Annotated in this window: 23 protein-coding genes; 16 read left to right on the top strand and 7 right to left on the bottom strand. The window is 66.6% G+C overall.

Going from position 1 to position 22,693, the window contains the following annotated elements; all coding sequences use genetic code 11:
- Positions 1-40: 40 nt before the first annotated feature.
- The 12 genes from LC092_RS12715 (at position 41) to LC092_RS12660 (ending at position 11,622) form a co-directional block, all read left to right on the top strand.
- On the top strand, positions 41-364 hold the full coding sequence (locus LC092_RS12715; protein ID WP_224806911.1) for a 2Fe-2S iron-sulfur cluster-binding protein: 324 nt from the start codon (positions 41-43) through the stop codon (positions 362-364).
- Between the two features lie 47 nt (positions 365-411).
- Positions 412-1,440: a TRAP transporter substrate-binding protein gene (locus LC092_RS12710; RefSeq protein ID WP_224806910.1), complete on the top strand. Its 1,029-nt coding sequence runs from the start codon at positions 412-414 to the stop codon at positions 1,438-1,440.
- Positions 1,437-1,949, top strand: coding sequence for a TRAP transporter small permease (locus LC092_RS12705; protein ID WP_224806909.1), 513 nt, complete (start codon positions 1,437-1,439; stop codon positions 1,947-1,949). The genes LC092_RS12710 and LC092_RS12705 overlap by 4 nt, the downstream gene beginning before the upstream one ends.
- 19 nt (positions 1,950-1,968) lie before the next feature.
- Positions 1,969-3,285, top strand: coding sequence for a TRAP transporter large permease (locus tag LC092_RS12700; RefSeq protein ID WP_224806908.1), 1,317 nt, complete (start codon positions 1,969-1,971; stop codon positions 3,283-3,285).
- A gap of 17 nt (positions 3,286-3,302) precedes the next feature.
- Positions 3,303-4,433 (top strand): S-(hydroxymethyl)glutathione dehydrogenase/class III alcohol dehydrogenase, encoded by a 1,131-nt coding sequence (locus tag LC092_RS12695; RefSeq protein WP_224806907.1) that lies wholly within the window; start codon positions 3,303-3,305, stop codon positions 4,431-4,433.
- A gap of 10 nt (positions 4,434-4,443) precedes the next feature.
- Complete coding sequence (locus tag LC092_RS12690) at positions 4,444-5,670, top strand: NAD(P)/FAD-dependent oxidoreductase (RefSeq protein WP_224806906.1); 1,227 nt, start codon at positions 4,444-4,446, stop codon at positions 5,668-5,670.
- A 326-nt stretch (positions 5,671-5,996) separates the two neighbouring features.
- Positions 5,997-7,055, top strand: coding sequence for a hypothetical protein (locus LC092_RS12685; RefSeq protein ID WP_224806905.1), 1,059 nt, complete (start codon positions 5,997-5,999; stop codon positions 7,053-7,055).
- Positions 7,052-8,083: an aminotransferase class I/II-fold pyridoxal phosphate-dependent enzyme gene (locus tag LC092_RS12680; protein ID WP_224806904.1), complete on the top strand. Its 1,032-nt coding sequence runs from the start codon at positions 7,052-7,054 to the stop codon at positions 8,081-8,083. The genes LC092_RS12685 and LC092_RS12680 overlap by 4 nt, the downstream gene beginning before the upstream one ends.
- Before the next feature lie 108 nt (positions 8,084-8,191).
- Positions 8,192-9,172, top strand: coding sequence for a radical SAM/SPASM domain-containing protein (locus LC092_RS12675; RefSeq protein WP_224806903.1), 981 nt, complete (start codon positions 8,192-8,194; stop codon positions 9,170-9,172).
- A 25-nt stretch (positions 9,173-9,197) separates the two neighbouring features.
- Entirely contained in the window at positions 9,198-10,325 is a 1,128-nt protein-coding gene (locus LC092_RS12670) for an anhydro-N-acetylmuramic acid kinase (RefSeq protein ID WP_224806902.1), read from the top strand.
- Between the two features lie 38 nt (positions 10,326-10,363).
- Positions 10,364-10,804 (top strand): SufE family protein, encoded by a 441-nt coding sequence (locus LC092_RS12665; protein WP_224806901.1) that lies wholly within the window; start codon positions 10,364-10,366, stop codon positions 10,802-10,804.
- The gene (locus LC092_RS12660; RefSeq protein ID WP_224806900.1) at positions 10,801-11,622 is read left to right on the top strand and encodes a HesA/MoeB/ThiF family protein; all 822 of its coding nucleotides are present in this window, start codon (positions 10,801-10,803) and stop codon (positions 11,620-11,622) included. Before LC092_RS12665 ends, LC092_RS12660 begins: the two co-directional genes overlap by 4 nt.
- Here LC092_RS12660 and LC092_RS12655 read toward each other — a convergent pair.
- A complete protein-coding gene (locus tag LC092_RS12655) occupies positions 11,598-11,849 on the bottom strand; it encodes a MoaD/ThiS family protein (protein ID WP_224806899.1) in 252 nt (83 codons plus the stop codon). The genes LC092_RS12660 and LC092_RS12655 overlap by 25 nt on opposite strands.
- Between LC092_RS12655 and LC092_RS12650 the strand changes: the two genes are divergently transcribed.
- Positions 11,764-13,104: a CoA transferase gene (locus LC092_RS12650; protein ID WP_318245926.1), complete on the top strand. Its 1,341-nt coding sequence runs from the start codon at positions 11,764-11,766 to the stop codon at positions 13,102-13,104. The two genes, LC092_RS12655 and LC092_RS12650, sit on opposite strands and share 86 nt — an antisense overlap.
- Before the next feature lie 75 nt (positions 13,105-13,179).
- Positions 13,180-14,187, top strand: coding sequence for a TIM barrel protein (locus tag LC092_RS12645; RefSeq protein ID WP_224806897.1), 1,008 nt, complete (start codon positions 13,180-13,182; stop codon positions 14,185-14,187).
- Positions 14,188-14,199: 12 nt separating this feature from the next.
- On the opposite strand, the gene LC092_RS12640 is transcribed toward LC092_RS12645, so the two are convergent.
- The 5 genes from LC092_RS12640 to LC092_RS12620 all read right to left on the bottom strand — a co-directional run bounded on the left by LC092_RS12640 (position 14,200) and on the right by LC092_RS12620 (position 19,260).
- Positions 14,200-15,558 (bottom strand): HesA/MoeB/ThiF family protein, encoded by a 1,359-nt coding sequence (locus LC092_RS12640; protein WP_224806896.1) that lies wholly within the window; start codon positions 15,556-15,558, stop codon positions 14,200-14,202.
- Between the two features lie 27 nt (positions 15,559-15,585).
- Positions 15,586-15,822 carry a hypothetical protein gene (locus LC092_RS12635; RefSeq protein WP_224806895.1) on the bottom strand — a complete coding sequence of 79 codons (237 nt, stop codon included), beginning with the start codon at positions 15,820-15,822 and terminating at the stop codon, positions 15,586-15,588.
- Between the two features lie 48 nt (positions 15,823-15,870).
- Positions 15,871-16,731: an ABC transporter permease gene (locus LC092_RS12630; protein ID WP_224806894.1), complete on the bottom strand. Its 861-nt coding sequence runs from the start codon at positions 16,729-16,731 to the stop codon at positions 15,871-15,873.
- The gene (locus LC092_RS12625; protein WP_224806893.1) at positions 16,728-17,681 is read right to left on the bottom strand and encodes an ABC transporter permease; all 954 of its coding nucleotides are present in this window, start codon (positions 17,679-17,681) and stop codon (positions 16,728-16,730) included. Before LC092_RS12625 ends, LC092_RS12630 begins: the two co-directional genes overlap by 4 nt.
- 70 nt (positions 17,682-17,751) lie before the next feature.
- Positions 17,752-19,260: an ABC transporter substrate-binding protein gene (locus tag LC092_RS12620; protein ID WP_224806892.1), complete on the bottom strand. Its 1,509-nt coding sequence runs from the start codon at positions 19,258-19,260 to the stop codon at positions 17,752-17,754.
- A gap of 274 nt (positions 19,261-19,534) precedes the next feature.
- Here LC092_RS12620 and LC092_RS12615 point away from each other — a divergent pair, with 274 nt between their 5' ends.
- Both LC092_RS12615 and LC092_RS12610 read left to right on the top strand, forming a co-directional pair.
- The gene (locus LC092_RS12615) at positions 19,535-20,479 is read left to right on the top strand and encodes an ABC transporter ATP-binding protein (protein ID WP_224806891.1); all 945 of its coding nucleotides are present in this window, start codon (positions 19,535-19,537) and stop codon (positions 20,477-20,479) included.
- Positions 20,476-21,486 (top strand): ABC transporter ATP-binding protein, encoded by a 1,011-nt coding sequence (locus LC092_RS12610; protein WP_224806890.1) that lies wholly within the window; start codon positions 20,476-20,478, stop codon positions 21,484-21,486. The genes LC092_RS12615 and LC092_RS12610 overlap by 4 nt, the downstream gene beginning before the upstream one ends.
- A 55-nt stretch (positions 21,487-21,541) precedes the next feature.
- Here the strand turns inward: LC092_RS12610 and nagA are convergent, their stop codons facing one another.
- On the bottom strand, positions 21,542-22,687 hold the full coding sequence (gene nagA / locus LC092_RS12605) for an N-acetylglucosamine-6-phosphate deacetylase (RefSeq protein WP_224806889.1): 1,146 nt from the start codon (positions 22,685-22,687) through the stop codon (positions 21,542-21,544).
- Positions 22,688-22,693: the final 6 nt, after the last annotated feature.

Raw genomic sequence — 22,693 nt, 5'->3', positions numbered from 1 at the left:
GGACGCGTCGCACGCGTCGCCACGCCGGGAGGAGGACCCCATGACGACCCTTCACTTTGTCTTGCCCGACGGATCGAGCCGCGATGTGCCGGCCACGCCCGGCCATTCCCTCATGGAGACCGCGATAAGCAACGGTGTGCCTGGAATTGTCGCGGAGTGCGCAGGCTCTCTCGCCTGTGCCACATGCCACGTTTTTGTCGACGAGGCGATTGCGAGCCGGCTTGGAGGTCCCGAAGGCGCGGAAGACGAGATGCTGGATTTCGCCGCGGTGGAGCGCCGGCCGCTGAGCCGGCTCGGGTGCCAGGTGAAGATCGAGGACTGGATGGACGGAGCCACGATCACCGTTCCCGAAACACAGGTCTGACAGTCGTTGCTACGGCCATGGCCGTTCATTGAAAGGGAGGAGACAGAATGACATTCAGGAAGGCAGTTTTGTGCGCCTTGTCGTTTGCGGCAATCAGTGCGCTGCCCGTGGAGGCAAAGCAGACCCTCACGATCGCTTCATGGGCTCCGCCCACGCATGTGATCAACTCCGAGGTCTGGCCGGAGTTCATCCGCCGCCTCGAGACCGTCTCGGACGGCGCGTTGACCGCCACGGTGAAACTCGGGCTTGCGCCGCCGCCGGGCATGGCGGACCTGGTCCTCGATGGCGCGGCGGACATCACCTACATTTTCCATGGCTACAATCCGGGGCGTTTCGTTACCAGCGAGCTTGTCGAACTGCCGGGCACCATGGGCGGCGCGGAGGCAACCTCCACCGCCTACTGGCGGGTCTGGAACGAGATGCTCAAGGCGGCCGGCGAACAAGACGAGTTCAAGACGGCCGCGATGTTCATGCACGGGGCCGCTCAGTTTCACCTTGTGCGTCCGGTCGACAGCATCACCGAGATCGAAGGCATGAAGCTGCGTGCGCCGGGAGGGGTCGGCTCGATGGTGATCGAGGGGTTGGGTGCCGTCGGCATCCAGGTCCCGGCCACCAAGGTTTATGAGACGCTGTCATCCGGGGCGGCGGACGGTGTGGTGATGAACCTGGACAGCCGCACCGGATTTCGGATGAACGAAGTGGCGCCGGCCATGTTCGAGGTTCCCGGCGGGCTGTATCGCGGTTCCTTTGCCGTCTTGATGAACCGGGAGGTTTGGGACAGCCTGGATCCGCAGCTTCGGCAAAAGCTGGATGACGAGCTTTTCGGCGAGCCGTTGTCTCGCCTGTTCGGTCGCCATTGGGACGGCGGAGACCGGGCCGCGTTGCAGTCGGCCACCGATCTGGGACATCCAAGGGTGGTCGCATCCCAGGCCGATCTGGAGGTCTTCGATGCGGTCGCACGGGATGTCGAGGAACAGATCCTCGAAAAGGTTGACGGCACGGGCGTCAACGCGGCCAGGGCGCTCGAAATGTTCCGTGCGCAGTCGGAAAGGGTGATGCAAGAGATCGGCGAATGATGGCGTCGATACTCCGTCTCGCGGCCAGCCTGCCTTTGCGGCTGGCCGCGGGTTGCCTGTTCGTGATGATGGTGCTGACGTTCGGCGACGTGATCGGGCGGAGCGTTCTGTCGTCACCGATTCCGGGGGCGGCCGAACTGACGGAGCTGCTGCTTGCCGCCGTGGTGTTTCTCGCCATGCCCGCGACCTGCCTTTTCGAGCGGCATATCTCCGTCGACCTGCTGGACGGGTTTCTGCCGCGCTTTCTGATCCGATGGCGTGATGCGGCGATGAACCTGCTGTTCGGCGTGCTTCTGGTCTGGCCCGTCATGGCGTGCTGGACGAGCGGCCTTCGCACCCTGGGGTATGGCGAGGTCACGCTCTACCTCCGGCTTTCGGTCGGCGGGATCATTCTCTTCATTACGGCCGGTCTGGCGGCTGGCGCGGCGGCGATGGTTCTGCGCGGCGTCTTTCTGATCGTCAATCCGGCCCTGGTCGGATCCATGGAGCCGCGGCGCGGCGACGCATGAGCCTTTCGGGGATCTTCATATGACTGCTGCACTTCTCGGCTTTGCCGCCGTGCTTGGCCTTATCCTGTTGCGCGTGCCCATTGCCCTAGCCATGGGGGCGGTCGGGATCTTCGGCTATGCCATGGAAACGAGCATGCGTGCATCGCTGTCCATGTCGGCGCGCCTGATCACCGATGCGGCCCGGGACTACGGCCTGTCGGTGGTGCCCTTGTTCGTTCTGATGGGGCTCTTCGTCAATCAGTCCGGCATGAGCCGCGATATCTACCGCGCCGCGCATGCCTTTCTCGGGCATTTGCGTGGCGGGCTTGCGATGGCGACAATCTCGGCATGCGGACTGTTTGCGGCCATTTCCGGATCGTCGCTGGCCACGGCCTCGACCATGAGCCGTGTCGCCATGCCCGAGATGCGACGGTTCGGCTATGATGACGCGCTGTCGACCGCTGCGATCGCGGCGGGCGGAACGCTCGGGATCCTGATCCCGCCTTCCGTGGTGCTGGTGATCTACGGACTGTTGACCCAAAGCTCGATCGCAGCGCTGTTTCTGGCCGGGATCGTGCCCGGCGCCCTCGGCGTCTTGTTCTACCTCGGCGCGGTCCTGTTCGTCGTCTGGCGCCGCCCCGCGGCCGGTCCTCCCGGCGACCGCAGCTCCTGGGCGCAACGCCTGCGCTCCCTGTCCGGCATAGGTGCCGTGATCGGCCTGTTCGCTTTCGTCATCGGTGGTCTGTACGGCCTCTTCAACTGGCACCCGATCAACCTGACCTTCTCGCCCACGGAAGCGGCGGGCATGGGCGCCATGGGCACCTTTGCCATCGCGCTCTGGCGCCGGCGCCTGACCTGGCGAAACACCCTGGCGGCACTCACCGAGACGGCAATCACGACGGCCGGGCTTTTCTCGATCCTTATCGGCGCCTGGATCTTTTCGAATTTCGTGAATCTCGTCGGCCTCCCCGAAGCACTGGTCGGCTTCGTGACGGAGAACGATCTCCATCCGATGACGGTCATTCTCGTCATCTTGCTGATCTACATCGCACTTGGCTGTGTCTTCGAGAGCCTGTCGATGATGGTGCTGACGGTGCCGGTGTTTTTCCCGATCGTCGTCGCGCTGGGGTTCGACCCGGTCTGGTTCGGCATTGTCGTGGTGGTGGTGACCGAAATCAGTCTGATCACGCCGCCTGTCGGGCTGAACGTCTTCATCATGAAGTCGGTGGTGCCTGACGTGGCCACAAGCACGATCTTTCGGGGCGTCACGCCTTTCTGGGTTGCCGATATCTTTCGCCTGGCGCTGATCGTTCTGCTCCCCTCGCTCACGCTTTTCCTTCCCAATCTGCTCAACTGAAATCGGAGGCACTTTTCATGCGCACGCGTGCGGCAGTCGCATTGGAAGCGGGCAAACCGCTCGTCGTCATGGATGTCAATCTCCAGAGCCCGAAAGCCGGCGAGGTGCTCGTCGAGATGAAGGCCACCGGGATCTGTCATACCGACGAATTCACCCGTTCGGGGTCTGACCCGGAAGGGCTGTTTCCGTCGATCCTGGGTCACGAGGGCGCGGGCATCGTTCTCGAGATCGGCGAGGGGGTGACAACGCTGGAGCCGGGCGATCATGTGATCCCCTTGTATACCCCCGAATGCGGAGACTGCCATTCCTGCCGGTCTGGCAAGACCAATCTCTGCACGGCGATCCGAAACACCCAGGGGCAGGGGCTGATGCCCGACGGCACCACGCGGTTTTCCATGCTCGATGGCACGCCGATCTATCACTACATGGGCTGCTCGACTTTCGCCAACCACACGGTGATGCCCGAAATCGCTCTCGCCAAAGTGCGCAAGGACGCGCCCTTCGACAAGATCTGCTACATCGGCTGCGGCGTAACCACGGGCATCGGGGCGGTGATCAACACCGCCGGTGTCGAGCCTGGTGCCAGTGCGGCGGTGTTCGGCTTGGGCGGCATCGGCCTGAATGTGATCCAGGGGCTGCGGATGGCCGGTTGCGCGACCATCATCGGTGTCGACGTCAATGACGACAAGGCGGCCATGGCGAAGAGGTTCGGCATGACCCATTTCGTCAATCCCTCGAAGATCGACCGTCCGGTTGTTCAGGAGATCGTGGAGATGACCCGAACCGGAGACGACCGGATTGGCGGTGTCGACTATTCCTTCGATGCGACCGGCAACGTTCAGGTGATGCGCGATGCGCTGGAGTGTTCGCACCGTGGCTGGGGCGTGTCGGTGATCATCGGCGTTGCGCCTGCGGGGGCCGAAATCTCGACCCGTCCGTTCCAATTGGTCACCGGCCGCGTCTGGAAGGGCACGGCGTTTGGCGGGGCGAGGGGGCGGACCGATGTGCCGAAATTCGTCGACTGGTACATGGACGGGACGATCGAGATCGACCCGATGATCACGCATACCTTCCCTCTGGAGCGGATCAACGAGGCTTTCGACTTGATGCACCGGGGCGAAAGCATCCGCTCCGTCGTGGTCTATTGAGGACGCGTTCATGTCCGAGCAACATCAATCAGGTCCCGTGGTTGTCGTCGGCGCGGGGCAGGCGGCGGTCGCGACCGCCGAAACGCTGCGCAAGCTCTCCTTCGAAGGAGACATCCATCTCGTCGGGGCCGAGCCTTATCTGCCGTATCAGCGCCCGCCCCTGTCGAAAGCCTATCTGCTCGGCGATCTGGAGGCCGACCGTCTCAGCCTGAAACCGCAAGCCTGGTACGCGCAGCACCGCATAGGCCTGCATCTGGGGCGTGCGGTTCGCCAGATCGATCACGCCAGCAAGGCGCTGGTGCTGGCGGATGGCGCCCGCATCGGCTACCGGCATCTCGTCCTGGCGACCGGGGCCGCGCCGCGCCGGCTGCCGCCGTCGGTGGACGGGAATCTCGCCGGGGTTCACGTCGTCCGGGGGCTCGACGATATCGATCGTCTGCGCCGGGAGCTGTCCCCCGGCAAGGCGCTCCTGATTGTTGGCGGTGGATATATCGGCCTGGAAATGGCGGCAGTCGCGCGCAAGCTCGGACTGCGGGTAACCGTGGTCGAGGCCGGGCCGCGCGTGCTCGGCCGCGTGGCGTGCAAGGAAACGGCGGAGCATGTCGTCCGTCTTCACCAGGACAAGGGCGTCGACTTCCGCTTTCGCGCTCAGCTTGCCGCGCTCGAGGGGGAAGGCCATGTGCGCGCGGCGGTGCTCGCCAGCGGCGAGCGGTTGGCCGCCGACTGCGTTGTTGTGGGAATTGGCGCAAGGCCGAATGCGGACCTGGCCGCAGCGGCGGGAATTGCGGTCGATGACGGAATTCTCGTTGACGGAGAAGGCCGGACCAATGTGGCCGGGATATGGGCTGCGGGCGATTGCGCGCGCTTCGTGCTGCCGGGCGCTGCGCTGCGGCTGGAAAGCGTCGGCAATGCCTGCGACAGCGGCGCGGTTGTTGCCCGAAGCATTCTCGGGCAAGGCAAGCCCTATCAGCCGCAGCCGTGGTTCTGGTCCGATCAATATGATCTCAAGCTTCAGATCGCGGGCCAGTCGTTGCCCGGCGATGAAGTCGTGGTGCGGCGCTCGGATCGGGAAGGCCTGTCCCATTGGTATTTCCGCAAGGACAGGCTGGTCGCCGTCGATGCGCTGGGGTCACCGCAGGCCTATATGACCGGAAAACGCGCGCTGGCGCAGGGGCGCAGCCCCGACCGCGTGCGGATCGCCGATCCGTCAGTGCCGCTGAGGGACCTGATCGGGTGAACACTCGGTGCCCCATCGGCTCATGGCCGGTTGGTTCCGTCTGGCCGCCTTCCCCGACGCCTTCGGATACGCGGGGAAACGGTGCGCGGGCATTGTTTCTCAGCGTGTCCTTGCAAAAATCGCCACCTGAAATATCCTACCAGTCTAACACCACCGAGACTGGAGGTCCGCCTGTGTCCCTGTCCGCGTCTCTTTCCGGGGTTGGTCCTGCCGTTGCGCCCCTGCCTTGCGCAGACGATGTTCTGGCGGCCGGGCGAGCGCTTCAGGACGTGTTGCGGACGCGGGCGGAGGCAGGTGACGAAACCTGTCGCCTGAGCGCGGAGACCGTGGCGTCCTTTCGCGAGAACGGGTTCTTCCGGGTGCTGCAGCCGCGGGGCTTCGGCGGTCTCGAACGTCCGGCGATCACCCTCTTTCGCTTGCAGGCGGTTCTTGCCGAGGCGGATATGTCGGCCGGCTGGGTGCTGGCCAACATGGGGGTTGTTTCCTTTCATCTGGCGCTGTTTTCCCCCCAGGCGCAGGCGGATGTGTGGGGGGCGGATGCCGACGCCATCCTGTCGTCGAGCAACATGCCGGGCGGCCGCCTGCGGCCGGAGCCGGGCGGCGGCTATCGGCTGTCGGGGCGCTGGCGCTTCTCCAGTGGCGTCGACCACGCCGACTGGCTCATGCTTGGCGCCTTGCGGGAGGGGGATGGCGCGCCTCAGGCCGGCGCCTGCGTCGTGCCGCGCACCGATGTGCAGATTGTGGCCGACTGGGACGTCGCCGGCCTGCGCGGAACCGGCAGCCATGCGGTGGAGGTCGCGGAGGCCTCTGTCCCCGCCCACCGTTTTCTGGCCCATGAAGACCGCTTCCACGGCCGCACGCCGGGAACGCAGGTCAACACCGGACCGCTCTATCGCCTGCCGCTGCCGCAATTGCTGTTCCGCTCGATCTCGACCGCATCGCTCGGCGGGCTGCGCGGCATGCTGTCGGCGTATCTCGCGGCAAACGCCGGCCGCACCTCGATGATGGCGCAGCGCATCGCCGAGGACCCGCATGTGCAGGATCTCTGCGCGACGGTCGATGCCGACGTCGCGGCGATGTGGCGCGTGCTCGAGGGCGATCTGGCCGAGATGACCGAGGCCGCCGAGCGCGGCGAGGCGGTGGCCGTGTCGCGGCGGCGCGTGTTTCGCCTGAACGCGACCCGCGTCGCGGACCGCTGCTTCCAGCACGCGGCCGATCTTCTGCGCGCCGCCGGGGCGTCCGCGCTTTATCGCGGATCGCCCTTGCTTCGGTTTTTCAACGACATGCTCGCGGCGCGCCAGCATGCGGCCAACCAGTACGAACTTCACGCCCGAAACGACGGCGCTGCGCTTTTCGGGCAAGGCCAGGAGGACATGCTGCTATGAGCGAGCCGCAGGCACAGGCTGTGGACACCGGGATCGAACGGCCTGCGCCGTTGCCGTTTTCCATCGCCTTCGATCCGCGCGACGAGGAGGAACTCCTCGGTCTGTGGCGCGATATCCTGCGCTCCAACCGCTGGAGCGACGGCGTGCACACGCGGGCCTTCGAGGCGGCCTGGGCGGATGAAACCGGGCTCGAGGCGGTGGCCTTCAACAATTGGGCCGGCGGCGCGCTGGCGGCCCTCGACTTCATCGGCGTGACCGGCGAGACGGTGCTGTCGCCCTCCAACACCTTTCTGGCCACGCCGCGCTCGGCGCAATGGTCCGGCGCGTCCGTCATCTTCTACGACTGCAACCGGGAGGATCTTTGTGGGTCTTTCGCCGACTTTGTGGAGACGGCCGAGCGCCATCGGCCCAAGGCGGCCTGGATCGTTCATGTCGGCGGGCATATCGCCTTCGACATCGAGAAGATCGCGGCCTATTGCCGGGACAAGGGCATCTGGCTGATCGAGGATTGCGCCCATGCCCATGGCGCCCGCTGGAACGGGCGCGCCGCCGGCAGTTTCGGCGATGCCGGCATCTATTCCTTCTATCCCACCAAGACGATCTCCACGGGCGAAGGCGGCATGCTGGTCACCGCGAACCCGGAGCTTGCCCGCCACGCCCGCTCGTTCCGCGATTACGGTCGCGGGTCCGGCTACCGGATCGAAGGGATGAACCACCGGATCGACGAATTCACCGCTGCCATGGGGGTGGTGCAGACCCGGCGACTGAAGGACATCGTGTCCTGGAAGCGCGCCTATGCGCGCGACACTCTCGATCCCGCCTACCCAAACCGGCTGCGCCTGCCCGACGGCATGGAGAGCGGCTTCTACAAATACATCGTGTTCGATCCGATCGAGGGCGGGGCCGGCAAGGTCTACGAGCTGCCCTGCCACCGCATCATGAAGCACCCGGTGGAGCTGCCGAACACCGATTGGGTGGCCGCCAACCATTGGTGCGTGCCGATCCATTATCCGCGTGCATCGTCTTAATCTGGCCTTATAATGGTCCTTAAAAGGTATTGTCTTGTCGGATATTGTATGATCAACTGATTTTGCCCGGCCAGGGGCGCCCTGGCGGTAGGTGACCAGGGAGCTTGCATGACCGATCACACTCCGCGCGCCGAGAGTTCCGCCATCGACGGATCGCCCGTCTGGCTCTGGCTCGACCCCACCACCCGCTGCAATCTCGCCTGCCGGCTGTGCTACACCAAGCTTAGCCACGGCAAGGACGACATGACGCCGGAGGATCTCCGGCGCATGCTCTGCGACCTGCGCGACAGCGCCTCGGTCGATGTGCAGACCATCCATCTCAACTGGCGCGGCGAGCCCTTGATGAACCCGCGTTTCGCGGAGCTGCTCGCGACCGTCGGCGAGGTCATGCCGACCATTCCGCTTCAGTGGCACACCAACGGCACGATGCTGACCGAGAAGCGGGTCGAGGAGATCGTCTCGGTCGATTTCGACCACAAGATCTTCGTCTCGCTCGATGGCGGCAACCGCCTGTCGCACGACCTCAACCGGGGCGAGGGCAACTTCGAGAAGTCCCTGCGCGGGCTGGAAATCCTGCTCGACCGCGCCAGGGATCGGCCGGGCTTGCGCGTCGGCGTCTACCAGATCGATCTGGACGAGCCGATCGAGGACTATGATCCGCGCTTTCTCAAGCTGCTTGAACGCGTCGACCAGTACGAGAAGGTCAAGCCGCTCCTGCCCGGCGGCGCGGAACAGGCCATCGACAAGATCGAGAGCCTGGAAAGCGACGGCACGCTCGACCGCATGCTGTCGGAGGAGGTGCTGCCGCATCTTCCCGTTCCGCAGCTGCCCTGCTTCTGGGCGGGCCACGTCTTTTGCGTCGCGCCCAACGGCGACGTCTCGATCTGCGTGATCAGCCACGGCCAGGCCGGGATCGTCGGCAATCTCCTGCGCGACGGCGTCGACCGGGTGCTTGCCGGCGCGCTCGCCTTCCGCTGCCGGCTTGCCGACCACGGGCGCGCCGCCGTGTCCCACTGCAAGGACTGCCGCAAGCCGGCGGGCCGCATCTTCCCGCAGCACATCCAGAACAAACGCGCGGCCGCAGCCTGAGGCGGCGCACAAGGAGCATGACGACATGAAGCCTGCCTGGGCAATCGGACTGATGACCGGAACCGTCCTCGACGGATACATCGACATCGCCATGATCAAGACCGACGGCGAGACGATCGATGCCTTCGGGCCGTGGGAGCTCGCGCCCTATCCGGTCGACATCCGCGAGCTTCTCGGACGCACCTTCCAGGCGGCGCTCGCGTGGCAGTTCAAGGGGCCGGAACCGGAGATCTTCCGCGAGGCGGAACAGGCTCTCACCGAGGCGCAATCGCTTGCGGTCAAGGGCTTTCTCGAGAGGCACGGCTATGCGGCTTCCGACATCTCCGCCGTCGGCTTCCACGGGCAGACGGTCCTGCATCAGGCGCCTGAGGGCGGGCGGCGCGGGTACACGCGGCAGCTCGGCGACGGCGCGATGATGGCGGACATCGTCGGCACCGATGTCGTCTACGACTTCCGCTCCGCCGACATGGACGCGGGCGGACACGGCGCGCCGCTGTCGGCGATCTATCACAAGGCGGCGCTGAGGAAGATCAACGCCGGCAGCGACACGGCGGTGCTCAATCTCGGCGGCGTCGCCAATCTCACCTGGTGCGACGGCGATCACATGGTCGCCTTCGACACCGGTCCGGCGAACGCGCCGGTGAACGACTGGATCTTCGCGCACAGTGGCGGCGACATGGACGAGGACGGCGCGATTGCCGCGCGCGGCACCGTCGACGAGGCGAAGCTTCGCACGCTGCTCGAGCACCCCTTCCTCGCCGCGCCCTATCCCAAGTCGCTCGACCGCTTCGATTTCTCCGCCTCCATGGCGGACGGGGAGAGCCTGGAGGACGGGGCGGCCCTTCTCACCGCCTTCACGGCCGGGTCGGTCGGAAAGGCGCTCGACCTGTTGCCGTCGCGCCCGCGGCGCATCGTCGTATGCGGCGGCGGACGCAAGAACCCGGTGATGATGCGCGAGATCGCGAAACGCACCGGCGCGGAGGTGGTGCCGGCCGAAAGCGTCGGCTTCCGCGGCGATGCGGTGGAGGCGGAGTGTTTCGCCTTTCTGGCAATGCGCTCCAAGCGCGGCCTGCCGCTCAGCTTTCCGCTCACCACGGGCGTGAAGGCGCCGCTTGGCGGCGGGGTCCTCGCGCAGGCGCGCGCGACGGCCTGACCGTTCGCCCCGACTGGCACGGCAGATGGACACGCAGGATGACCTCGATCGAGGACTATATGGCAAGCCTTGCAGACCGGCTCCGGCCGGGGAGCGGATCCGGCGGACCGGTGATTGCCCTGATGGAGATGGCCGGCGATCTGCCGGCCATGGACCCGGCGCTCAAGACCGATGATACGCTGTTTCACGGCTGTCAGTCCCGTGTCTGGCTGGACCTGAGGGCCGACCAAGACACCGGGACGGTTCGCGTCGCCGCTGATTCCGACGCCCGCATCATGCGCGGCCTTCTGTCGATCGCCGTCAGTCTCTACGACGGGCGAAGTTTTGGCGAGGTCGCCGCGACCCCGCCGGACCGGCTGCGCGAGGCGGGGCTGATCGAGCTGTTGGCGCCAAGCCGCGCCAACGGCTTTCACCGCCTCCTGAAGCACATACACGGCTATGGCGCGGCGCTCGCCGCGGAGCGGGCGGAGCTGTCATGAGCGCGACCGCCCTGGAAATCGAGGAACAGGCCTACTACCAGCGCCAGATGGTGCTGCCCGAATGGGGGGAGGCCGGCCAGCTTCGCCTCAAGGCGGCGCGCGTGCTCGTTGTCGGCGCCGGCGGCCTCGGCGCGCCGGTCCTGCAGTATCTTGGGGCGGCGGGCGTTGGCCTTATCGGCGTGGCGGACGGCGATTTCGTCGAGGTCTCCAACCTGCACCGCCAGGTCATTCACACCATGGACGATCTCGACATGCCGAAGACCGCGAGTGCGGCAGCACGGCTGCGGCGCGGCAATCCGCATATCGAGGTGGTGGAGCACATGTTTCCCGTCACCGAGGCGAATGCGGCGGATCTTGTCGCCGGCTACGACATCGTCGCCGATTGCACCGACAATTTCGCCACCCGCGATGTCCTGCACGCGGCCTGTTTCGCGCTGGGCCGGACCCTGGTGAGCGGCGCGGCGCAAATGACGGAGGGCACGGTCACCACTTTCGCTGCCTTCCGGGGCGGCGCCAACCCGTGCTTCCGCTGTCTCTACCCCAGCCCGCTCCCGCCGGAGGTGACGCCGACCTGTTCGATGGTGGGTGTGGCCGGTCCGGTGCTTACGGTGATCGGCGGCCTGCAGGCGATGGAGGTGGTGAAGGAGATCCTCGGCGTCGGAGACGGTCTCAGCGGGCGGATCGTCCTCTACGACGGCCTGTCCGCCGGATTCAGCGAAATACCGCTCGCCCGCCGCGCGGGCTGTCCCTGCTGCGGCGGGGCGGCACCCGTGCCGGACGAAGGCGCCATGGCTCAGCCGCCGGTCACCGGCGGATAGATTTCAACGACCTGCGAGGGGGACAGCTCATGGTCCGCATCGACATAGCGCCGGTCGACCACATAGCGCAGCGCCTGCGGCATCGCGAAGAGCGGCGCCGCTTCCCGATGGCGTTCGGAGAGAAACGCGGTCAGGTCCGCGATGGTGCGCACATGCGCGGGCGGGTCGATCTCTTCCTCGGCACAGCCGGTCTTGGTCTTGAGCCACGTATGGAATTTAACCTTCATCGCAAATCCTCCTGAATTTCGGGGAATTGTACTTGAATGTCCGATGAAAGAAAACAGCGATATGCAAAATAAATCTCTGAATAATATAAAAGTACTTGATTTATCCAGGTATATTGCTGGGCCTTTCTGTGGTCAGGTCTTTGGAGATCTTGGTGCGGATGTTGTGAAGGTGGAGCGTGCCGACGGCGGCGAGGAGGGGCGCAGGGTCGGCGAGATGGTCGCCGGCGAGACGTTGTTCTTCATGGGGGCGAATCGCAACAAGCGCAGCCTGACCCTCGACTTCCGCAATCCCGACGGTCAGGCGCTATTGCGCCGGCTTGCGGCCAAGGCCGACATCCTGATCGAGAATTTTCGCCCCGGCACGCTGGAGAAGATGGGCTGCGGCTACGATGTCCTGTCGGCGGAAAATCCGGGGCTCATCCTCGTGCGCATTTCCGGCTTCGGTCAGGACGGGCCGATGGCCTCCCATCCCTGTTTTGATGGGGCCGCCCAAGCGCATAGCGGCATCATGACGCTGACCGGCCCGGCCGACGGCGCGCCGACCATGGCCGGCGTTTTCGTGTCGGATTATTCAACCGCGCTTTACGCGAGCATCGCGGCGCTCGCGGCTCTGCAGGCGCGGCACGAAACCGGCAAGGGGCAGGTGGTCGAGGCGACGCTGATGGACAGTGCCTTGTCGATGCTGACGACGGCCATCGGCGAATCGAAGCTCTTCGGGACCGAGCAGACGCGGCTCGGCAACCGCGACCGCTATCTCTCGCCCTCGCATTGCTTCAAGAGCCGCGACGACAAATGGGTCTATGTCGTCGCCGGCAACGATCATCATTTCGTGCGCTTCTGCGAGGCGATGGGCAGGCCCGAGCTTTCGGGCGACGACCGCTTCTCGACCTTCTTCGCCCGCAACGCCAATGTCGCCGAGCTCGAGGCGATCATCGACGCCTGGGGCCTGGAACATGACGCGCAATCGATCCTCGCCGTGCTGCATGCGGTCGGCGTCCCCTGCGAGCCGGTGGCAAGCATTGCCGATGTCGTGGAAAATCCTCATCTCGCCCACCGCGGACAGATCGTCGATGTGCCCCATCCAGCCGGCGGCACGGTCCCCGTGCCGGCCTCGGCGATCAAGATGTCGGCAACGCCGCCCGGCGTTCATCGCGGCCCGCCGGCGCTGGGCGCGCATACCCGCGAGGTTCTGGGCGACTGGCTCGGCATCGGCGACGAGGAATTTGCCGCCATCCAGGAAACGCATTGTCTGTGACGCGCAGTGCCTCAGTATAGAGAGACTGAGGCCCCCCGCCCAAGCGGGAGGCGCGCCCACTGGAGACCCGCCCTCATGCCGCACTACGCCTTGAAGGCCGCCGTGATGGACGCAGCCCAGCTTGCCGACCGGGCGATTGCGCTGCGGGCGGCCGGACTTCCGGTCGTGCTTGAACTGCACACCTTCGGCCCGCGCGATCTGGAGGACGCGGCGGCGAGGCGGGTGTGCTTGGAAAATCTCGACCGGCTGCGCCAGGTCCACGGCCCGCTCGATCTCACCGTACATGTGCCCTTGCAGAAGGTCGCAAGGGTGACGGAGCAGGACTTCGACGCCGATCAGGTGGAGGATGCCCTGCGGTTTGCCGCCGAGGCGGGGGCGGGCCGCGTCGTGATCCATCGCTACTGGGGGCTTGTCTACGGTGACGCTCCGCAACGGGCGAACCGGCCCGAGGCAACCGCCGGCTTCAACGCGGAAATCGCGCGTCTGGCCCGTCTGGCCCCCGACATCCTGCTTTTGGTGGAAAACGTAGGCCACTATTCGCTGCTGCCGCGCGACGGCCGGTCGTTTCTCGCCGGCCCGCTCGATCATTTCTTCCCCTGGGAGATCGCGGAGTTTCGCGCTTTTGTCACCCGAGAGGGGCTGGCCAATGTCGCGCCCTTCGTCGACACCGCCCATGCGACGCTGTCGTCCAATCTGTTCAACTGGCGCCGGGCGCATCCGGCAGCGACGAAGGACGATCCCCGGTTTTCCGCCGTGCTTGAGGAGGACCTTGAGCGCTGCGAGCGGCTTCATCCCTTCGATTTCGTCGATGGCGAGATGCCGTGGCTGCATGTCAGCGACAGTCTTTTCTATCCCGACGCCGCCGCATGTCCGCCAGAAATCCCGCTCGACGCGCTGGTGACCGAAGGCCTTGAGGTCGGCACCGGCAATTTGCCCTGGGACCGCTTCCCCGATGCGCTGGGCAGCACAGCCGTCACCGGCCTCGTGCTCGAAGTCGAGCCGGGCGCGGGCGAAAGCCATCGCGACAACCGGGCGCAGGCGCGCTCCCTGCAATATCTGCGCAGCTGCTTCGAGGCGGACTGATCGGCGGTCCGCTTACAGGCGGCGCGCCGCGCCCCAATGCGCCGGGATGGCGAAGGGCAGTTCTCCGGAATCTCCCAGCCCGCGTTCGTCCTGGCAACTGCAGGCCTCGTCCACCGGCTGCGGCCGGTCGGTCACGTCGAGACACTCGGCGATGAGGTTCATCTGCATGCGTTCGAACGGCGGCTCGAATCGCCCGGTCAGCCAGCCGATGGCATAGCCCGCCGCCAGCGTGCCGCTCACCGTGGTGATATAGCCGACCGTGTCGATCTGCGGGATCTCATGCGCTTCCGGTGGCGGCGCTTGGTCGCCGGCCGCCTCCAGCAGTGCCTGTCGCTCCTCGGGCGACATCAGCTCCTGGCGCATGCGCATATCATCGACCATGCCCCGGCAGCGCGGGCAGGGGTCGTGGGAACGAAACAGCACCAGCTGGATGATCTGCCCGGTGACGAGGCCGTTCGCCCCTTCGATCAGCCCGCCGCAGTCGATGGCCGGCACCAGATAGCGGCGCGCCATGTCGCTGACCACCAGCCGGCTGGTGTGCTGGTCGGTGCAGCCGAGCAGCACGTCCGCCTGCGCGACTTCCTCCACGATGGCGCGTTGCGGCAGCCGTCCGTCGAAGGCGATCACCTCGATGTCCGGATCGATGCGGCGCACGTGGTCGCGGGCAAGGGCCGCCTTCAACGTCGGCGTTTCGATGTGTTCTGGGAAGCTTGCGTGGGTGCGCTCCAGGTTCGACGGACTGATCAGATCGGAATCGACGATGACGATCTTGCCGACGCCGGCCCGCGCCAGCATCGGGATCGCGACCGATCCGGTGCCGCCGGCGCCGATCACGACAGCGGTGGATCGCCGCAGGCGCTGATAGGCCTCGACGCCGAAGGAACTGGTGAATCGCGCGACCCGCTCGGGGGGCAGGTCGTCCGGCGGCGGTGGCGTGCCATCCTTCCAAAGGCGCGCGCCGGGCTGGCCCTCGAGGAACACGCGGTCGATTGCGCGCCAGCCGTCGGACGTGCGCCAGCGCGCGGCGATTTCCGGCGGCCCCTGCAGCGCGATGCCGATCAGCAGGCGAACCCCGACGCCGCCGTCGTCGGCATCCGCTGCATCGCTCCACGCGTCGAGGGCGGCGCGAAAGGCGTCTTCGCTGTCGATTGCCAGTGTGCGGATTTCGGCTCTGGTCCCCTCTGCCGCGTCGGGCAGTCCAAGATGGAGCGGGCGCAGCGTCCACACGCTTGCGTCCTGCGCGCGCGTCACGGCAAGCGTCGCCGTCCAGTCGTGCGCCGGGGAATCGGGCAGCGCGTCGGCGCTGAGCATGTCGAACTCGGTCTTGCCAAGGCGCAGCAGGGTCCTGGCGGTCTCGTCGCGGGGGTGCATTCGGGCCTCCAGTGCGGATGCGGCGGGCTAGCCGCCCATGACGAACTTGCGGGTCACGAGGAAATGCATGCCCGAGCGCATGGGAAGTGCTGCGCCCCGCTCGAGCGCTTCATAGGTGCGCGGTCCGGTCTCCCGCTCGACGATGGCGTTTTGCGCCGGGATCCCGGCAAGTGCGGCGAGATCGTCGGCGGTCATCGTCGGCTCGACGCCGTCGTCCCGGTCGAAGCGGCGGCGGTTGATGGTGATTTCGCGTCTGTCGTCCATCGCAAGCTCTCCCTGTTCGTCCGGCCCCGGGGCAGGCTCGGGCGTCGGTCAGGATTGGCGCAGCCTCGGGTCGAGATCGTCGCGCAGCGCATCGCCGAAAAGGTTCAGCGCGAAGGCGACGATCAGGATTGCCACGCCGGAAAAAATCGCAGCCCAGGGGGCGAGAAACAGGAAATTGCGGCCTTCCGACAGCATCATGCCGAGCGACGGCGTCGGCGGCTGGGTGCCGAGGCCCAGAAACGACAGCGACGCCTCCACCAGGATCGCCGACGACAACAGCAGGCTGAACTGCACCAGGATGACGCTGACCAGATTGGGCAGGATGTGGTGCAGGATGATGCGCAGGTCCGAGGCGCCGATGGAACGCGCGCTCAGAACGAAATCGCTCTCGGCCACGACAAGCGCCGGACCGCGCAACAGGCGGGCGAAGATCGGCGTGTAGACGATGGCGATGGCAGCCGCCGTGGGCACCGCGCCTGGGCCCATCACCGCGATGACGCCAATGGCGAGCAGCATCACCGGAAAGGCGAAGAGCACGTCCATCAGCCGCATGATGATCCGTTCGGTCCAGCCCCGGTAGTAGGCCGCCAGCAGGCCGAGCACGCTGCCGCCGAGAAAGGCGACGAAGACGGCGCTCGCCGAAATCGAGAGCGAGGAGCGCAAGCCGTAGATGATCCGCGAGAGAACGTCGCGGCCGAGTTGGTCGGTGCCGAGCCAATGGGCGGAAGACGGTCCCTTGAGCCGCTGCAGGATGTCCTGCCCCAGCGGATCGTAGGGCGCGATCAGCGGTGCGGCGAGCGCGACCAGAACGAGGATGACGATCATCGTCAGCGCGACGGAATAGAGCGACAGGAGAGGTCTGCGTTTGCTGCGGGCCTGCGCTTGCGGGGGGCTTGCCGGGGCGCTCATTCCGAAATCCTCGGGTCGATCAGTGCATAGACGACGTCGACGGCGAAGTTGACGAAGACGAAGCTGCAGGTCACCAGCAGGATCGTCGCCTGGATCAGCGGATAGTTGCGCTCCGCGATGGCGCCGAGGATCAGCCGGCCGAGGCCGGGAATGGCGAAGACCTGCTCGATCACGATGGCGCCGCCGAGCAGGTAGCCGGCCATGATGCCGACGCTGGTGATGAAGGGGATCAGCGCATTGCGCAAGGCGTGGCGGTAGAGCACCCGCCGGGCCGGCACGCCCTTGGCCCGCGCGGTGCGGATATAGTCCTGCTGCATTGCCTCCAGCAGGGTGGAGCGCAGCAGGCGGGCAAGGTTCGCCATGATCGGCAGGCTGAGCGCGATGGCCGGCAGGATCAGCCGCGCCAGATTGCCGAGCGGATCCTGCGAGAACGGCACATAGCCGAGCATCTGCACACCCGGCGCGACGGCCGACAGCGTCAGGATCATAATGATGCCGAGCCAGAACGGCGGGACGGTGAGGCCGACCACAGAGCCGGCCTGCACCAGCGCCTCGCCGCGCCGTCCGCGCAGCCGGGCCATCAGGATGCCGAGCGGAATGGCGAGGATCACGGCAGTGGCAAGCGCCAGCAGCGTCAGCTGAAGCGTCGGCCAGACATGGGCGGCGATCTCGTCGATCACCGGCTTGCCGGTCCAGATCGAGACGCCGAAGTCGCCGCGCAGCACGTCCGACAGCCAGGCGACATATTGTTCGTGGATCGGAAGGTCGAGCCCGAGGCGGGTGCGCACCGCCGCGATCCGCTCGGGCGTCACTTCCGCATTGGCGCCCAGCATGATCGCCACGGCGTCGCCCGGGATCATCCGGATGAAGCCGAAGACCAGCACCGAGACGCCCGCGATCACGAAGGCGAGGTCGATGAGGCGTCCGCGAAGCCGTCTGAGAAACACCATGGCCGGGCAATCCGTTCGGCGCGGGAGACCGGCGGCGGCTGCCGCCGCCGGATCCGCGGTTTCAGATCGGTCAGTTGCCGAGCGTGACGGACTTCAGCGATCCGAGCGAGCGATTGGGATAGATCTGGTATCCCTCCACCGCCTCGCGCATCGCGGTGTAGAGCTGCCCGTAGGCGAGGAACAGCACCGGCCCGTCGCAGGCGAGCGTCGCCTGCACCTTCTTGTAGATGTCGCGACGTCCCTCGACGGCGGTTTCCTCGCGTCCCGCGTCGAGCAGCGCGTCGAGCTCGGGGTTGGAATATTTGAACACATTGGTCGAGCCGCCGGTGCGGAAGGTGCGGTAGAAATAGTCGTCCGGCTCGATCGTTCCCGAGTTCAGCGACACGAACATGTCGAACTCGGAATTGCGCCAGTCCTGCACGAACTGGCCGATCTCGGGAATGTCCAGCGTCAGGTTGACGCCGATCGCGGCGAGCTGCTGCTGGATGACCTGTGCCATCGCCTTGGTGTCGTCGCGCGGCAGGACCAGCAGCTCAAGCTCGACCGGGGTGGTCACCCCGGCCTCGGCGAGCAGTGCCTTGGCCTTTTCCGGGTCGGGGGTGAAACAGGCCAGCTCGTTGGTCGGGGTCGCGAAGCCCTTGAGCGCCGGCGACAGCGGTCCGCCGGGCACGCCCGCGCCGAAGAGCGCGGCCTGCACCAGGTCGTCGCGGTTGATCGCGTAGTTCAGCGCCTCGCGCACCTTGGCATTGTCGAGCGGCGGCCGGGTGACATTCAGGCCGGTCAGCGAATAGGCCAGCTCCAGCGTGTCCTGCAGTTTGATGTTCGGCTGCGACTGCATCTGCAGCGCCGTCACCGCGTCGGTGTTGGGCAGCATGTGGTATTGCCCGCTCGTCAGGCCGACCTGGCGGGTCGCCGCTTCCGGCACGATGTTGAAGTTGACGCCCTCGAGCTTCGGCAGGCCGTCCTGCCAGTAGCCGTCGTTCGCCTCCAGGCGGATGGCGACATTCGGCTGCCATTCGACGAATTTGAACGCGCCGGTTCCGTCCGGCGCGCGCTGCAGCGTCTCGGTGTCGCCGGCGTATTTCGCCGGGACGATGGCGATGGTGGTCAGCGAGGACAGAAGCGGTGCCGACGGCGCCGTCAGCTTGACGACGACGGTTTTGTCGTCCGGTGTCTCGATGGTGTCGATCGCGGCAAGGCGGCTTGCGAGCGGCGAGCCGGTTGCTTCATCCATCACGCGTTTGAGGCTGGCGGCCACGTCGGCGGAGGTCATCGCCCCGCCACTGTGGAAGGTCACGCCCTCGCGCAGGGTGAACGTGTAGGTCTTCTTGTCCTCGGAAATCTCCCAGGCGCTGGCAAGGCCGGGCACGATGTTGAGGTCCGGGTCGAGCGCCGTCAGCCCCTCGTAGATCGTTCCATCGATGATCTGGAAGGAGGAGAAGGCGGTCACGATATGCGGATCGAGACCGGACGGCGAGCTGTCGACGGCGACCTCCAGCGGGGCCGCGTGCGCCGCGACGGACAGGCCGAACGCGAGCGCGGTGCTGGATGCGATGAAGGATTTGCGCAGACTGTCCATGAACCCCAAACTCCCCTCTAGATACAATTCTGGAATGCCCGCCTTGCCGGTGTCGAGCTTAGGCTGTTATGCTAGTCCACCTGAATACCATTTACAAGATGTTCGCGGTTTCGAGGGTACCAGTAAAGGACAAGTCCGGCGTGTCGGCAATCGCAGCAAATCGATCCTATCAGACAAAATCGCGGGGCGTGACACTCCGGTTGCGGAGCGCGCCATTGCCTGCGCAGGCTGTGCCGTGTGGTGGGCTGCGGCCCCGGCGTTTCGGGGGGCGCGCGTGCTGAGGATCGAGGACTTGTGTCTGGAGGCGGGGGCCGGCGTTCTGGTCGACGGCATCGACCTTGCCGTCGGCGACGGCGAGATGCTGGGCCTTGTGGGCGAATCCGGCTGCGGCAAGACGATCACCGCGCTTTCGGTCCTGGGTCTCCTGCCGAGCCAGGCCGTGCGCGTCACCCGCGGGCGGATCCTGTTCAACGGCCGCGACATCGCCCGTCTCGGCGATGACGAGATGAACGCGGTGCGTGGCAACGACATCTCGATGATCTTTCAGGAGCCGATGACCTCGCTCAATCCGGTGATGACCATCGGCGACCAGATCGGCGAGGGCCTGTCGCTTCACCGCGGCCTGGACGGCGCGGAGCAGGCCGACGAGGTCGACCGACTGCTTGCGCTCGTGGGTCTGGCGGGCGGCAGGGACCAGCGCCGCAAGTATCCGCACCAGTTGTCGGGCGGGCAGCGCCAGCGGGTGATGATCGCCATGGCGCTCGCCTGCGAGCCGTCGCTTCTGATCGCGGACGAGCCGACCACGGCGCTCGACGTCACCATCCAGGCGCAGATCCTCGACCTGATCGGCGAGATGCGCGCCCGCTTCGGCATGGCCTGCATTCTCGTGACCCACGATCTCGGGGTCGTCGCCGAGACCTGCGACACGGTGGCGGTGATGTATGCCGGACGCATCGTCGAGCAGGGGCCGGTCACGGATGTGTTCCGCACCCCGCGTCACCGCTACACCGAGGCGCTTTTGCGCACGATCCCGGCCGCCAACGCGCCGGGCGCGCTGCTTCCCGCGATCACCGGCACCGTGCCGCCGCCCGGCGAGCGCCCGCCGGGCTGTGCCTTCGCCAAACGCTGTTCGGCCGCGCTGCCCGATTGCGCCGGGGCAAAACCGCCGCGCGCCGGCACGGGAGACCATTTCGCCATGTGCTGGAACCCGGCCTCATGACCCCGCTTCTGTCCGTCGTCGATCTGGTCAAGCATTACCCTGCGGGTGCGGCCGGAAATGTGCTGGCGCTCGACGGCATCAGCTTCGACCTGGCGGAGGGCGAGGTGCTTGGCGTTGTCGGGGAATCGGGCTGCGGCAAGAGCACGCTGGGGCGCACCATCATGCGGCTTGCGCGCCCGACGTCCGGCGAAATCCGCTTTCGCGGCACGGATCTCGCCGGGCTCAAGGGCAAGGCGCTCAAGGCCGCGCGCGCCGAGATCCAGATGGTGTTCCAGGATCCCTTCGGCTCGCTCAACCCGCGCCACAGCGTGGCGACCATCGTCGGCGAGCCGCTGGTCGTGCATGGCCGGCCGGACCGCGCGGCGCGGGTGCGCGAGCTGCTCGATCTCGTCGGCCTGCCGCAGACGGCGGCCTCGCGTCTTCCGCATGAATTCTCCGGCGGGCAGCGGCAGCGCATCGCCATCGCCCGCGCGCTCGCCCTGTCGCCGCGCATTCTCGTCGCCGACGAGGCGGTCTCCGCGCTCGACGTGTCGATCCAGTCGCAGATCATCAATCTCTTCGCGGAGCTGCGCCGCGAGCTCGGCCTGTCGATGATCTTCATCAGCCACGACCTGTCGGTGGTGCGCCATGTCAGCGACCGTATCGCGGTGATGTATTTCGGCAAGTTCGTCGAAACCGCTCCGGCCGAGGATCTCTTCCGCGCGCCGATGCACCCCTATACCCGCGCGCTGATGTCGGCGATCCCGAAACTCCCCGGCAGCGCGGCCGCCGCCCCGGGCTCCGCGCGGCGCATCGTGCTCACGGGCGATGTGCCCAATCTCGCCTTCCGGCCCGAGGGCTGCCTGTTTCATCCGCGTTGCTACGCCGTGCGCGACAAATGCCGCCATGAGGAGCCGCTGCTTGCGCCGGCGCCGGGAACAGGAGGAACGGGCGCGCAAGGCAATGGCCGGCTGTGCGCCTGCCATTTCGCCGGCGAGGACCTTACCGAAGCGTCCGGCGCGGGCTGACCCGCGCCCCCGCCAGGCAAGTCCCCGCAAAAAGCCCGCCAGGCACGCCCGCCTGTCAGCGCTCCTGTCGGTCGCCGGCAATCCACACCGATATCAGGGTTCGCTCCGCGTCGAGCGCGAGGATGTCGGCGCGCGCGCCGGGGCGCAGGTGGCCGCGATCGTGCAGGCCGAGCATCTGGGCGGGACAGCGCGACGCCATGCGCAGCACGTCGTGAAACGGCGCGCCGCAGGCATCGGCCATGATCCGCACGCCGGACATCATATCGAGATCGGAGCCGGCGAGCGTGCCGTCGGCAATGGTGAGGCGACCGTTCTCCCGGACCACGGTGCGCCCGTTCAGCTCGAAGCGGTCGTCCGCGTGGCCGACCGACGACATCGCGTCGGTGACGAGCGTGATCCGGCGGTGCCCGGCCGCGCGCAGGGCGAGATCGAGCATTGCCGGATGCACATGGTGGCCGTCCGGGATCAGTCCGCAATAGACATGCGCGCTGGACAGCGCCGCGCCCGCCAGTCCGGGATCGCGATGATGCAGTCCGCTCATGGCATTGAAGAGATGGGTGACCGACTGGGCGCCCGCCCTGAAAGCGGCGTTCGCCGTGGCAAAATCGGCGTTGCTGTGCCCCAGGCTGACATGCACGCCCGCCCGGGACAGCGTGCGAATGTCCTCGAGCGACGCGTTTTCCGGTGCGACCGTGGCAACCACGGTGCCGAGATCGGCGCGGGCCAGCCGGTCATGATCCTCGCGCGTGAGCGGGCGGATGAAACCTCGGTCGTGAACGCCGCATTTCTCCAGCGAGATATGCGGTCCCTCGAAATGGACCCCGACGACCGCCGGGTCGCCGTCGGCGATCGCCTCGGCGACGGCTTGCGCGGCGGCGGCCGAGACCTCGGGCGCATCCGTGATCACCGTGGGCAGGAGGGTCGTCGTGCCGAAGCGGGCATGGGCGGCGGCGATTGCGCGAATGCCCTCCCGGGTCGGGGTTTCATTGAACAGCACGCCGCCGCCGCCGTTGACCTGCCAGTCGACGAAGCCCGGGCACAGGAGCGCGGCCTGCGTGTCCATGCGCTCCGCGTCGCAGGGGATTTCCGAAACGGGAACGATCGCGCGCACGCGCCCCTCCTCGATCAGCAGGGCGCTGTCGGGGACCAGTCGGTCCCCGTCGAAAATGGCGCGCGCGAGAAGCGCGGTTCCTCCGCTCATGATGCC

Origin of the sequence: Stappia stellulata (assembly GCF_020176715.1) — a bacterium.
GTDB lineage: Bacteria > Pseudomonadota > Alphaproteobacteria > Rhizobiales > Stappiaceae > Stappia.
Note: the sequence above shows the minus strand (reverse complement) of the source record. Positions and strands in the feature narration are given on the sequence as shown.